Genomic DNA, 13,729 nt, shown 5'->3' on the forward strand with positions numbered 1-13,729 from the left:
CGTCCTCCTCAGTGCATGACTTCGCCGCCGTTGGCATCGAGCTGCGCGCCATTGATCGCACTGGCGTAGTCCGATGCCAGAAACAACGCAGCGCGGGCGCACTCCTCGTCGCTTCGCATGCGACCGCCAGGGATGCCGGCACTGAACTCGACGCGCACCTGTTCTTCGCTGACACCCCGGGCGGCAGCCGTTTGTCGTACCAGGGCCTGCACCGGCTCGCCCCACATCCAGCCACAGGCCAGGGCGTTGACCCGCAGACCATGGGCCGCCTGCTCACTGGCCAGGTAGCGCACGCTGGCCGCCAGGGCGCTTTTCGACGCGGCATAGGCCGCCCCACCCTGATACGGCTTGCGCACCCCCAGGGTGTTGATCATCACAATCGCCCCCGCACCCTGCGCGCGCATGGGCGCCAGCACCGCGCGGCTCATGTTCAGCGAGCCCAGCAGGTTGACCTCCAGCGCCTCGCGAAGCGGGTCGTTGTCTGCCTCGTCCACCGCCTGGAATCCGCCATGGGAAAAGGCGCTGTTGATCAACGCATCGATACGGCCGAATTGCTCGAGGGTGGCTTCGGCGAAACGCTTGCAGGCCTGCACATCAGTGATGTCGGTGGCCACGCACAGCACTTGGCAATGCCCGGCGACCGCCTTGATGCGTTGTTGCGCCTCAAGCAGGCGGCCCCTGTCGCGGGCGCCGATGGCCACGGCCCGCGCCCCTTCCCGCGCGGCCTCCAGGGCCAGTTTGATACCCAGCCCGGGGCCGATGCCCGAAACCATCACGACTTTGTCTTTAAGCAGCATGGGATGAATCCTCTTATTGTTTTGGGGCAGGCTCAGGCTTGCAGATGCCGGGCGCGGTACTCGGCGTAGTCACGTTGCAGCAGCATGTCGCTGAGGCCGAACTGGTCAGGACTGTAGTGATGGGCAGCGCGTTTTTCCCGGCCGTTGGCGGACAACCATTGGTCCATGGCCGCCCGGACCTTTGGCGTGCATTCAAGGCCGGCGAAGCGATAGATGCGTTCGACCACTGCCTGGGGCGCGGCCAGGGTGTCTTCGAACTGCACATCGAGAAAGCGCTCGGCCGGCATGCGTTCGCGCACCGCCATGGCATGGCGCAAGGCCCGCGCCATGCGCCGGTTCCACTGCTCGCCGACGGCGAGGGCATCGGCCTGGTCGCTGTACAGCTGCCACAGGGTATGGATGAAGCTGGCCAGCGAGGGAATGGTCCTGGCCGGTTCGCGATGAGTGAGCACCACCTGCGCCCCGGGGAACACGTCGAACAACAACTCCAGGGTATGCAGGTGCTGCGGGCTCTTGAGCAACCAACGCCGGCCGGGGGCGATGCCACGGCGTGCCTGCTGCCATTGCAGGAACTGCAAGGTGCGCTTGAGGTAACGGTAGACTTGGGTCTGGTCCTGACGGTCGAGCCAGGCGGTGTAGCTGGGGACGTTGACGTAGGAGTCCATGGCGCAGAGGAACGAGTGCTCCATCAACATGAACTCTTCGTCGGGCTGCTCGGCGTCCAGTGGGTGGATGGCCAGCAACTGCGGAAGGAACTCGATCATCGCCGCCACTTCAGCGCGCGCCAGGCCCAGGCGCTGCAACGGTTGCTCCAGGGTCTCCCCGCTCAGTGGTGCCGGGTAGCGGGTTTCCCACCACTGTGCCTTGCTGAACTGCGGGTCCACCGCCAGGGTGCGTTGCAGCAATGTGGTGCCGGTGCGTGGCAGGCCGACGATCACCAACGGATCGTTGATTTGCAGTTCGAGGATTTCCGGGAAGCGTCGACAATGGTCTTCGATCACCAGACGGTTCACCAGTTGCGCCAGCAGTTTCTCGCGCAACAGTGCACGCCCCCGGGACGACAACCGTGCTTCTTTTTCCAGAGCGTCAGCCAGCACCACCAGGCCCTGGCGAAAATCACCCGGGCCGAAATCCTCAAGGCCACCTGCGCGAGCGCTGGCTTCGGCCAGCAGCAGCTCCGGAGAAAAATCGTTGCCGCTCATAGTGCCAGCTCCTTGAGGTCATTGAGTTTGACCACGCGGGTGGTCGGGTGAACCGGTTGCGTGGCGCCGACCCAGCGCAGGCACAGGGTGCCGTGGGGATGGCCGGCGGTTTCCAGCCAGTTGGCCAGGCCCGGGTCACGGTGGCTGAGGACCATGCGCAGGCTGCCGTCCGCCGCAAGCTGTGCCGAGTGCTTGTTCAGGCAGATGCGGTGGTAGCGGTAGTCGAGCGACTCCATCCAGTAGTTGTTGATCTGCAGGTTCCAGAAGTCGCAGGCCGGCACCTGATCGACTTCGATCAATAGCGCTTCGTCGTCGGCCAGCGCCCAGCAGGAGTGGTAATAGAAGATGTTGGGGTCGCCGCCCACGGACTGGCACAGCGCCTGGTCGGCAGGCGGCAGCTGGTTGCTGTGCTGCTGGTAACCCTGGGCCCAGTCGGCGAACAAGCGCGCAGTGTTCTCGACGAAACTGCCGACCCGCTGCAGGCTTTGTTGCAGGCCCGCGGCATCCAGCGGCACGGGTGCCTGGCTGGCCTGCAGGCGCTCGATGCGCAGTTGCGCCGGTTGCTCGCTGCTGCGATCGAGAAAGGTCTGGCGCACGATCAGCGCATTGCTCTGCGGCTCAAGGGGCAGCCAGTTGCCGCTGGCCGGCGGGCGCTGGCTGAGGATGATTTCGAAATTGCCCTCGGCATCCAGTTGCAGTTGCCCGGCGTCGATAAAGCCGGTCTGGATCATCTTGCCGTCCGTCTCGTAACCGCCCCTCTGCGAACCGAAGCTCAGGTAGGCGACACTGCCGCGCTGGCCGCTGACCCGGTATTCGTGCTCGCCGTTCAGGCGCGCATAGCGGTACAGGTTGTCGGGGTTGTCGGCGCCGATCTTGGCGGTTTCATGGGAAGGGGTGATGAACCCGGGGAAGTCGGGGTCGGCGAATTCCAGGTGCATCTCCAGGGCGATGCGCAGCAAGCGGGTGAGGTAGCGAAAGCCTTCGGCGCGGGTCTGCTCGTCGGCCGGGGCTTCGGCACGCAGTATCTGTTCGCCGCTGCGGCGCAACTGCTCGCAAAACCGGGTCCAGGTCTCACCGCTGATGACCTCCTGTTGGGGGGTGTCTGTAGCCATGTCAGTCTCCTCTGCCGGCGGAGGGCCCGCCGCTGTAGACGACCTTAGGGAGAAGCGCGGCAACGGTTCTTCGTCCATGCGGACTAAACGCCCGATCTAGTCCGGGCGGACGAGGAGCCGACGGGTACAAGCGGTGAGGATCGCGCCTGAGCCCAGGGCTCACTGGCGCCACCGTCCGTGGCGCGCAGTCATCCTCACAGGAGCCACCCATGAGCGCAGAAAAAAACCTGGTCCGTTCGCTGACCGTGGACATCGCCGCCCCGGCCGAACTGGTCTGGGCAATCCTCATCGACCTGCCCGCCTACCCGCAGTGGAACCCCTACACGGTCAAGGTCGAGTCGAGCCTGGTGCTCGGCGATCCGGTCAACCTGTTCCTGCCCAATCCGGGGCGCCCGGGTGAACTGCTGCACGTGATCGAGTACCTGGCGGACTTCGAGCCCCACCGGCTGCTCGCCTGGGAGATGTATGCCAACGCCGGCAATCCCGACGCGGCCCGTCGCGAGCAACACATCGAGCACACCGGAGCGGCCAGTTGCCGCTACCACACCACCGACCAGTTCCTCGGCGCCACCGCCGACCAGGTCATGACCGACCATGGCGCTTGGGTCAAGCAAGGGTTCGATGCCGTTGCCCATGCCCTCAAGGTCCGTGCCGAGACGCTGTACGCGTCCGTCGCGTGATCTTCAACCGCCGGCGCTTCTTCGTCCGAGCAGACGAAGAGGCACCGGCGGTGCTTTACCTACCGTGGTGTTCAGCCGGCACCCATCCCGGCAGAACACGAGGAGGTATCCGATGTTGACTCATCTGCAATGGCTGGAAGCGGAAAGCATCCAGATCATCCGCGAAGTGGTGGCCGAGTGTGAGAACCCGGTGATGCTCTACTCCATCGGCAAGGACAGCGCGGTCATGCTGCACCTGGCAATGAAAGCCTTCGCCCCGGGCAAGCCGCCCTTCCCCCTGCTGCACGTGGACACCACCTGGAAGTTTCGCGAAATGATCGCCTTTCGCGACCAGACCGCCGAACGCCTGGGCCTGGAACTGCTGGTGCACATCAACCCCGAAGGCGTGGAAAAGGCCATCGATCCCTTCATCCACGGCTCGGCCGTGCACACCGATGTGTGGAAGACCCAGGGCCTGAAGCAGGCCCTGGACCACTACGGTTTCGATGCCGCGTTCGGCGGTGCCCGGCGCGACGAAGAAAAGTCGCGGGCCAAGGAGCGGGTGTTTTCCCTGCGCTCCGAGCAGCACCGCTGGGACCCCAAGCAGCAACGCCCGGAGCTCTGGCGCCTGTACAACACCCGCAAGCGCAAAGGTGAAAGCCTGCGGGTGTTCCCCCTGTCGAACTGGACCGAGCTGGATATCTGGCAATACATCTACCTGGAACAGATCCCCATCGTGCCTTTGTACTTCGCCAAGGAGCGCCCGGTGGTGCGCCGTGACGGCACGCTGATCATGGTCGACGACGAGCGCTTGCCGCTGCTGCCGGGAGAAACCCCGGAACTGCGCAAGGTGCGCTTCCGCACCCTGGGCTGCTACCCGTTGACCGGCGCCATCGACAGTGACGCCGACAACCTGCCGGCGATCATCGGCGAGATGCTGGTCAGCCGCACCTCGGAACGCCAGGGCCGCCTGATCGACAGCGATTCGGCGGGCTCCATGGAGAAGAAGAAACAAGAGGGGTATTTCTGATGAACGCGATCACCGATGCACGCAATGGCGACCTGACGCCCTACTTGCAACAACAGCAGAACAAGCAACTGCTGCGCTTCATCACCTGTGGCAGTGTCGACGACGGCAAGAGCACCCTGATCGGCCGCCTGCTGTACGAATCCAAGGTGCTGTTCGAGGACCAGTTGGGCCAGCTCGAAGCCGACTCGAAAAAGCTCGGTACCCAGGGTGACGAACTGGATTTCGCCCTGCTGGTGGACGGCCTGAGCGCCGAGCGCGAGCAAGGCATCACCATCGATGTGGCTTACCGTTTTTTTGCCACCGACAAGCGCAAGTTCATCGTCGCCGACACACCCGGCCACGAACAGTACACCCGCAACATGGTCACCGGCGCGTCCACCGCCGACCTGGCGGTGATCCTCATCGACGCCCGCCAGGGCTTGCTGACCCAGACCCGCCGACACAGTTACCTGGTGTCGCTGCTGGGTATTCGCAAGGTGGTGGTGGCGATCAACAAGCTCGACTTGGTGGACTATTCCCAGGCATTGTTCGAGCGCATCGAAGCCGAGTATCGCGCCTTCGCCGCGCAGATCGGCCTGCTGGATATCCAGTGCATCCCGCTGTCGGCACTGCGCGGTGACAACATGCTCCAGGCCAGCCCCAACACGCCCTGGTACCAGGGCCCGAGTCTGCTCGCCTACCTTGAAGACGTACCGCTGGAGCAGGACCGGCAGAGCAATGCGGCGTTCCGTTTGCCGGTGCAGTGGGTGAACCGGCCGAACCTGGATTTTCGTGGCTATTGCGGCAACGTCGTGGCCGGCAGCGTGAGCGTCGGCGAGCGTATCCGCGTGCTGCCCTCGGGCCAGCAGAGCGAGATCACCGGTATCCTGGGCAGCGCCGGGGAGCAGCAGCAAGCCCTGTGCGGCCAGGCCGTGACCCTGACCCTCAAGGACGAGATCGACATCAGCCGCGGCGATGTGATCGCCCTGGCCGACGCCCCGCCGGCGGTGGCCGACCAGTTCGAAGCGACCCTGGTCTGGATGGACGAACAGCCCCTGTTGCCGGGCCGCCCGTACCTGATGAAAATCGGTTACCGCACCGTTGGCATGAGCTGCGCCAACCTCAAGCACCGGGTCGATGTGAACAGCCTCGAGCATCTGGCGGCCAAGACCCTGGAACTGAATGGCATTGGCGTGTGCAACCTGCACCTGGACCGGCCGATCGCCTTCGATGCCTATGCCGACAACCGCGACACCGGAGGCTTTATCGTCATCGACCGCCTGAGTAATCGCACGGTCGGCGCCGGCATGCTGCACTTCGCCTTGCGCCGTGCGCAGAACGTGCACTGGCAGGCCATCGACGTCAACCGCGAGGCCCACGCCGCGCTCAAGGGCCAATCGCCGCGAGTGCTGTGGTTTACCGGTTTGTCCGGCGCGGGCAAGTCGACCATCGCCAACCTGGTCGAACGCAAGCTGCATGCCCTGGGCCGGCACACCTACCTGCTCGACGGTGATAACGTGCGCCACGGTCTGAACCGCGACCTGGGTTTTACCGAAGCCGACCGGGTGGAAAACATCCGACGGGTTTCGGAGGTGGCCAGGCTGATGCTCGATGCCGGGCTGATCACCCTGGTCTCGTTCATCTCGCCGTTCCGTGCCGAGCGTGACATGGCCCGCAGTCTGGCAGGCGACGGCAACTTCCTCGAGATCTTCATCGATGCGCCGCTGGCCCTGGCCGAGCAGCGCGACCCCAAGGGCCTGTACCTCAAGGCCCGGCGCGGTGAGCTGAAAAACTTCACTGGCATCGACTCACCCTACGAGCCGCCGGTGGCGCCGGACATCCACATCGACACCCAGTTCGAGTCCGCCGAGGCCGCCGCCGAACGCATCGTCGAAGCCCTGCTGGCGCTGTAACGGCTGCCGGGCGCAGCCTGCCCCTTGGGCATGCGCTGCGCCCCTAGGCCAAACGGACGATTTTGCTGTCGTAACCCCGGTCGATACTCGCCCATGACAACACGCAGCCAAAGAGGCGCGCATGACCCTGCCCTTTTCCACCTGCCCGGACCTGCACGCCAGCATCGACATCCCCTCTGCCGAGCTCAGCAGCCTGCTCGGGCTGGTCTACCACGGCACGCTGGAGCCAACGCCCTGGGCCAGTTTGCTCGAAGCCCTGCGCCAGCGCTTCGCCGTCAGCTTCTTCACCCTGGTGCTGCGCAACCCCGACCATGAACGCCCCGGGCTGATCGTCAATGCCTCGGTGCATGGCGCGCTGTTGCCCGGCGAGCCCTCCTACAGCGAGCACTTCTATTCGATCTGCCCGTTCCTCGACTGGCCCGCGGACCAGGTGGCCAGTGCCGACCAGGTGCTGGGCACAGAGGCCTGGCTGGCCCATGATTTCTACCGCAACTACCTGCAGCCCCTGGACCTGCGCGATGTGCTGGTGGCCAACATGCGCACCGCCGCCGGCATGCACTGCGCGCTGTTCGCCTGCCGCGACCACGCCAGCGAAGCCTTCACCCCGGCGCAGCTCAACCTGATCCGCCTGTTGTTGCCGCACCTGCAACAGGCGGTGGACCTGCACTCGGCGGTGGATCAACTGGATGCCGAACGCCAGCTCTACGCGGCCACCATCGACCGCCTGATGGTGGGCACGGCCATCCTCGACGAGAACGGCCGGATGATGCGCTGCAACCGTGCCGCCCAGCGCCTGTTCGACAGCCATGACGGCCTGGAGTGCAAGCACGACAAGCTCTGTGCCTTCGCCAACCATGAGAACCGCACACTGCAGCAGGCCATCCAGGCGGTGCTGAAACAGCGCCCGCGGGGCCTCGACGACCTGCAAGTCCTGACCCTGTCGCGGCCCAGCGGCGAGATGCCGCTGAACTTGCTGCTGCGCCCGATTGCCATGAACTACCAGACCCACAACAGCGCCCGACGCCCCGCAGTGGTGGTATTCATCCGCGATCCCGCCGACTCGCCCCAAGCCTCCCGAGACCTGCTGCGCAGCCTGTTTCAGCTGACCCGCACGGAAACCGAAGTGGCCATGCTGGTCATGGACGGCCAGACCCTCGACGAGACGGCCGAGGCACTCGGAGTTTCGCGCAACACCGTGCGCGCCCACCTGCGCGGAGTGTTCGCCAAGACCGGCGCCACGCGCCAGGCGCAACTGGTCAAGACCTTGCTCAATAGCGTGGCGTCGTTGGGATAGCGGTCATATCGCAGCCGTATCAACCCGTTGCACCGAAAGCCGCGCTGACGGGTGAAAATGGCGACATGCGCTCCGTCCCGGACTGTATAGACAGAAGACTGGACGGCCTAGGGGAATTGGTTAATCCGATTGCGACTAAGCCATAGTGCTTATGGTGATTAGCCTTGGTGGAAAGTTGCGTCACAGCAGCAATACTCCGTTCTGCTGCGAAAACCATTCGCAGAATGGCGTGGGGCAATAAGTCATGAACTCTAGCGTCTGCGAAGCGAAAGAATCTCGATTTTCGTTAATCAAGCGATGTCTCCACCAGCCGCTATTGCACTTTCTGATCGCAGGCTTTGCACTCTTTGTGTTGTACGGAGGTTTACACCGTTCAACCCTTGATCAAGATCCGCAACGCATCGAAATCACCCCCGAAGTTGTTCAGCGGATCGCGATTTCCTGGCTGGCACGATGGCAACGACCCGCATCGGAGCAACAGTTGCAGGGTCTGATTGAGGAATATGTGAAAGAGGAAATCCTCTATCGCGAAGCACTGAAACTTGGCCTGGATAAAGACGACACTATTATTCGCCGCCGACTGGCGCAAAAAATGGACTTCCTCGCCGAGGATATAGCGTCACTTCGCGAACCGGCACCCGGTGTACTTGAGACTTGGTACAACCAGCATCAGGACCAATATGCCCCGCCGCCACTTTTGACCTTCCATCATTTGTTTTTCGCCTTCGACAAACGTGGCGCGGATGCGCAAGCGCAGGCTCAGTCCGCACTCAGTGGGCTATCTGACAAAAACAGTGGTGAAGGCGATGCCTTCATGTTCAAAAACGCCTATACAGAACAATCCCGGGATCAGGTGGCGCGGGTCTTTGGTTCAACGTTCGCCACTTCATTGTTCAAACAAACGCCGGGGGGGTGGGCGGGGCCTGTGGAGTCGGGTTTTGGCTGGCATCTGGTGTGGATTGATGCACTGACCAAATCACCTCCTCCGCCCTTCGAAACCGTGGCCCGGCAGGTCAAGTCCGATTGGTTGTCCGAACAGCGCAGTGCATCGAAACGCGCGAGTTTCGATGCACTGAAAGCACGCTATGAGGTCGTAGTGATGATGCCTGCTTCTTCCGGTGCGATTGCCGCCACACAGACGCAGCGGTCGCGATGAGGCGCGCAGTCTGGCTGATGTTGGTGCTCTGGCTCATGGGGCTGCCGGCCATGGCCCATGAGTCGCGCCCTGCTTACCTGGAACTCAACGAAACGGCCGTCGGGCGCTATGACGCATTGTGGCGCACGCCGCTGCTTTCAGGCATGCGATTGCCGATTGCGCTCCGGTTTGCCGAAGGTATTCGTACTGTCGTTGAGCCCGTGGAAAGCGAACTGAACGATTCACTGATCGAGCGTCGCGTCATTGATGCCGGTCCCGCAGGGCTGGTCGGGCAACGTATTGAATTCATCGGTCTGCAAGCGAGCATCACCGATGTGCTGGTGCGTGTCTCGCGCCTGGATGGCAGCCTGACGACCACCCTCGTCCACCCTGCGCAACCCTGGATAGAGATCGCTGCCACGCCGGGAGCGTTTTCGGTGGCCGGTGCATTTCTGGTCCATGGCATCCAGCACATCCTGGGAGGCTTCGATCACCTGCTGTTCGTCTTCGGTCTCCTGTTGCTGGTGAGTAATGGCTGGATGCTGGTGAAGACCATCACCGCATTCACCCTCGCCCATTCCGTCACTCTGGCACTCGCTACACTGGGTGCGGTGCGGCTGCCCGGCCCTCCTGTGGAAGCGACGATCGCGCTGAGCATTCTGTTGCTGGCAGTGGAAATCGCCCGCAAGAACCGTGACGAAACCAGTTTCACACTCCAGTGGCCATGGGTGGTGGCGTTCTGTTTTGGCTTGTTGCATGGCTTCGGTTTTGCCGGTGCGCTGGCGCAAATCGGATTGCCGCAGCGCGACCTGCCGCTGGCGCTGTTCACCTTCAATGTCGGCGTCGAGATCGGCCAGTTGATGTTCGTCGCCGTCGTGTTGAGCCTGCGCGAACTGCTGCTGCGCTGTCGATTGCCACAGCCTGCAGTCCTGTATGCCCGACCAATTGCTTCTTACGGGTTGGGCACGCTGGCTGCCTTCTGGTTTTTCGAAAGAGTCTCGAGTTTCCTGTCCTGAGTTGCACCCTGTCATTGCCGTATTCCGGAGACGTGGAATATGAAAAACCCTACACACTTCACCGCACCAACACTGCTCGGTTGCGCCGTGTTTACTGTCAGCACGCTGGCATTGGCAGAGGGCAACCCGGATCGCGAGGTTTACTTTGGCCAGACGCACTCGCACAGCTCCTGGTCAATTGATGCCTACCTGATCGGCAACCACCAGGTCGATCCCGAGCAGACGTACCAATTCTCACTGGGGATGCCGATCAAGCATCCAATGGGGTTTGAAGTACAACTCAAGGGTCGCCCGCTGGATTTCCATGGCGTGACCGACCACTCGGAATACGTGGGCGTAATCGCCCTGGCCAACGATCCGAAGTCAGACTTCAGCAAGCAGCCCATCGCGCAAAAGCTGATTGTCAAAACCCCGGAAGATTTCAACCGGGTGTTCAAATGGATCGCCGGCAGCTTGAGCCACCCGATCAAGGAGCTGATCGATCCGAAGGTCGCCGGCAATATCTGGCAGCAGAGCATCGCCATCGCCGACAAGTACTACAAGCCCGGCAAGTTCACCACGTTTGTCGCCTATGAATGGACCTCGGCCCCCAACAATCAAAACATGCACCGCAATGTGTTTTTTCGCGACTCGAAGAAGGTGCCGGACCTGCCCTTCACAGCCCTCGATTCGGACAAACCGGAGGATTTGTGGGGCTGGATGGACGATCAACGCAAAAAAGGCAACGAGGTGCTGGCGATCTCCCACAACGCCAATCTCAGCAACGGCCTGATGTTCCCAGTGGACGTAGATGACCGTGGCCGCCCCATCGATGCCGCCTGGGCCGAGACGCGGATGCGCAATGAATCCCTCACCGAAATTCACCAGGTAAAGGGCACCTCGGAAACCCACCCCGAACTGTCGCCGACAGACGAATTTGCCAATTATGAAATCATGAATTTCCTGCTCGGCATCGACAACAGCACGTCGAAAATCAATGGCAGTTACGTAAGGCAAGCCTGGCAAAACGGCATGGCTTTGCAGCAAGCCCGTGGATACAACCCCTACAAAATGGGCGTGGTCGGCGCCAGCGACTCGCACAATGGGGTGATTCCTTATTCCCAAAGCTACAACTTCGGCTCCCACGGCTTTACCGACAGCACCCCGGCGGCGCGTCTTTCCGGCAAACAGAACTCGGGGTTGATTGCCTTGCAAACCAGCACTTCCGGTCTGGCCGGTGTCTGGGCCGAAGAAAACACCCGCGAAGCGATCTTCGATGCCATGAAGCGCAAAGAAGTCTATGGCACCAGCGGCGTGCGCATCCCCGTGCGCATGTTTGGTGGCTGGGGCTTCGACAGCGGTTTGTGGAATGAAAAAGACTGGGTGCATGCGGCCTACGCCAAGGGCGTTCCCATGGGCGGCGACTTGCCGGCAAAACAGGGCAAACAGGCGCCGTCCTTCGTGGTGTGGGCGGTCAAGGATGTCGACGATGGCAACCTCGACCGAATCCAGATCATCAAGGGCTGGACCAAAAACGGCCAGACCTTCGAGAAGATCTACGACGTCGCCTGGTCCGGTGATCGCCAACCGGACCAGGCCACCGGCAAAATCCCACCGGTGGGTTCCACGGTCGATGTTTCCAAGGCGACTTACACCAATACCATTGGTGCCACCGAGCTGAAAAAAGTCTGGGTCGATCCGGATTTCGATCCGGCCCAGCACGCGTTCTACTACGCCCGCGTGCTCCAGATTCCGACCCCGCGCTGGAGCACCTATGACGCGGCCAAGTTGCAAGTGCCGCCACCGGCCGATGTCTCGGCCACCGTCCAGGAGCGTGCGTGGACTTCGCCGATCTGGTACACGCCGACCGTTGAGGACAGCAAGCTTGTCGCTGCTGGCAAAACCATCGACCAGCTGAAAAGCGAAGGCGCCAAAGCGCTCACTAACGAGCAGTTGCAAGCCTACGTGGTGGGTAAGACCATCAAGGTGCGCAATACCGTCACGGGCCAGACGTTCGAGATCGTCTATGGAACAGGAGGCCAACGCCTGGTCACCAGCGTCGATGGCAAGCCGCCTACGCAAGGGGAATACCTGAACCTGCTGCATGACGGCCAGTTTGGCGTGCCGGCCAAATATGAAATCAAGGACGGGCATCTGGTGACAACACTCGGCGGTACGCCCTTCGAGGCCACAGTATTCGAGCAAAACGGTAAATACATGGCGGTTCGCAGCAATGAGTTTGGCTATGTGAATTATGAAGTTGAGGAGGTCAAGTAGCGTCGGGGCTGGACGCCCCGTTGCAGCAAGATCAATACCCTCACGAACCGTTCATTAGCGGACAACACAGGCTGTCCGCCAGCCGAGGAAATCTCAAGCACACCAGGCCGGGTTCTCTATCAATAGCGCCATGCCCTGCCCGCCGCCAACACAGGCCGCGGCGACGCCGTAACGCAGATTGTGCTCACGCAGTTGTCGGGCCAGGGTCAGCACCAGACGCAAGCCGCTGGCGGCCAAGGGGTGGCCAAGCGCCAACGAACCGCCCTGGACGTTCATACGCGAAGGGTCCAGTTCCAGTTCCTGAGCCACCGCCAAGACCTGGGCGGCCTGGGCTTCGTTGATTTCAAAGCGACCGATCTGCTCCAGGTTCAGGCCGCTGCGTTGCAACAGCAGGCGAATCGCCGGTGCCGGACCGATGCCCATGAACTCCGGCGCCACCCCGACCACCGCGCTGGCCCGCAGCAAGGCCAAGGGTGTATCCCGACAGGCCGAAGCGCGCCCGACCAGGGCAGCCGCCGCGCCATCAACCACCGCACAACTGTTGCCGGCGGTTTGCACCCCGTCTTCGTGCACGCTGCGCAACCGGGCCAACGCCGCGATGTCACCGGGTCGTGGGTGGCTGTCCTGACTCACCGTGGCGACACCGCGTGACAGGCGGATGCCCCGTGGCTGATAGCCTTGCAGTTCGAACACCTGATGCCCCACGGCAACGATCTCGGGTGCCAGCCACCCCGCTTGTTGTGCCGCAAACGCCTGCTGATGACTGGCACAGGCGTAGGCGTCCACCGCTTCGCGACTCAGCCCATAACGCCGCGCCAGGTTGTCGGCGGTGGTGATCATGTCCACCCCGGGGGCCGGGTCGTACAAGGCTTCCCAGAGAAAATCCTTGAACTGCACTTGCGCGCCAAGGCGGAAGCCACCTCGATGGGTATAGGCCGCAATCGGATTGCGCGACATCGATTCGGTGGCCACGCACAGAGCCAATTGCACGCCGTCATCCAATTGCCTGGCGGCCTGGCGCAGCAGTTCGAAACCGGTGGCGCAGATGCGCTGCACCCCCAGTGCCGGTACCGACTGCGCCACGCCGCTGTAGAGGCCAATGTGCCGTGGCAGCAGGTAGGCATCGAAGCTGGCCTGGGCCATGGAGCCCGCCAGCACGCTGTCGACCGCCAGCGGATCGACTTGCGCGCGCGCCAGTACTTCGCGCCCGACCTTGATGCCCAGGTCGATCGGCGACACCTCGGCCAACGCCCCGCCGAGGTCCACCCACGGCGTGCGCACCGCATCGAAAATCGCCGCATCGGTAAAGGCCGAGTACTGCCCGCCGGTGTTCAGG

11 protein-coding genes are annotated in these 13,729 nt (G+C 62.6%); 7 read left to right on the forward strand and 4 right to left on the reverse strand.

Going from position 1 to position 13,729, the window contains the following annotated elements; all coding sequences use genetic code 11:
- Positions 1–8 precede the first annotated feature (8 nt).
- Genes ASD95_RS04885 through ASD95_RS04895 form a run of 3 tightly spaced genes read right to left on the reverse strand, consistent with a single transcriptional unit; the run spans position 9 to position 3,111 of the window.
- The gene (locus ASD95_RS04885; protein WP_056722865.1) at positions 9–797 is read right to left on the reverse strand and encodes an SDR family oxidoreductase; all 789 of its coding nucleotides are present in this window, start codon (positions 795–797) and stop codon (positions 9–11) included.
- A gap of 32 nt (positions 798–829) precedes the next feature.
- Positions 830–1,999 carry a sulfotransferase family protein gene (locus ASD95_RS04890; RefSeq protein ID WP_056722866.1) on the reverse strand — a complete coding sequence of 390 codons (1,170 nt, stop codon included), beginning with the start codon at positions 1,997–1,999 and terminating at the stop codon, positions 830–832.
- Complete coding sequence (locus tag ASD95_RS04895; RefSeq protein WP_056722867.1) at positions 1,996–3,111, reverse strand: DUF1214 domain-containing protein; 1,116 nt, start codon at positions 3,109–3,111, stop codon at positions 1,996–1,998. Before ASD95_RS04895 ends, ASD95_RS04890 begins: the two co-directional genes overlap by 4 nt.
- A gap of 209 nt (positions 3,112–3,320) precedes the next feature.
- On the opposite strand from ASD95_RS04895, the gene ASD95_RS04900 reads away from it, so the two are divergent.
- The 7 genes from ASD95_RS04900 (at position 3,321) to ASD95_RS04930 (ending at position 12,393) form a co-directional block, all read left to right on the forward strand.
- Positions 3,321–3,791: an SRPBCC domain-containing protein gene (locus tag ASD95_RS04900; protein WP_056722868.1), complete on the forward strand. Its 471-nt coding sequence runs from the start codon at positions 3,321–3,323 to the stop codon at positions 3,789–3,791.
- Positions 3,745–4,800, forward strand: coding sequence for a sulfate adenylyltransferase subunit CysD (gene cysD / locus ASD95_RS04905; RefSeq protein WP_269083126.1), 1,056 nt, complete (start codon positions 3,745–3,747; stop codon positions 4,798–4,800). The genes ASD95_RS04900 and cysD overlap by 47 nt, the downstream gene beginning before the upstream one ends.
- A complete protein-coding gene (cysN, locus tag ASD95_RS04910; RefSeq protein WP_056722883.1) occupies positions 4,800–6,692 on the forward strand; it encodes a sulfate adenylyltransferase subunit CysN in 1,893 nt (630 codons plus the stop codon). Before cysD ends, cysN begins: the two co-directional genes overlap by 1 nt.
- 121 nt (positions 6,693–6,813) lie before the next feature.
- Positions 6,814–7,986 (forward strand): helix-turn-helix transcriptional regulator, encoded by a 1,173-nt coding sequence (locus ASD95_RS04915; RefSeq protein ID WP_056722886.1) that lies wholly within the window; start codon positions 6,814–6,816, stop codon positions 7,984–7,986.
- Between the two features lie 244 nt (positions 7,987–8,230).
- The gene (locus tag ASD95_RS04920) at positions 8,231–9,142 is read left to right on the forward strand and encodes a peptidyl-prolyl cis-trans isomerase (protein ID WP_056722888.1); all 912 of its coding nucleotides are present in this window, start codon (positions 8,231–8,233) and stop codon (positions 9,140–9,142) included.
- On the forward strand, positions 9,139–10,137 hold the full coding sequence (locus ASD95_RS04925) for a HupE/UreJ family protein (protein WP_056722890.1): 999 nt from the start codon (positions 9,139–9,141) through the stop codon (positions 10,135–10,137). The genes ASD95_RS04920 and ASD95_RS04925 overlap by 4 nt, the downstream gene beginning before the upstream one ends.
- A 39-nt stretch (positions 10,138–10,176) precedes the next feature.
- Entirely contained in the window at positions 10,177–12,393 is a 2,217-nt protein-coding gene (locus ASD95_RS04930) for a DUF3604 domain-containing protein (protein ID WP_056722892.1), read from the forward strand.
- Between the two features lie 93 nt (positions 12,394–12,486).
- Here ASD95_RS04930 and ASD95_RS04935 read toward each other — a convergent pair whose 3' ends face one another.
- The gene (locus ASD95_RS04935) at positions 12,487–13,728 is read right to left on the reverse strand and encodes a thiolase family protein (protein ID WP_056723137.1); all 1,242 of its coding nucleotides are present in this window, start codon (positions 13,726–13,728) and stop codon (positions 12,487–12,489) included.
- Position 13,729: the final 1 nt, after the last annotated feature.

Source organism: Pseudomonas sp. Root71, assembly GCF_001429045.1.
Taxonomy (GTDB): Bacteria; Pseudomonadota; Gammaproteobacteria; order Pseudomonadales; family Pseudomonadaceae; genus Aquipseudomonas; species Aquipseudomonas monachiensis.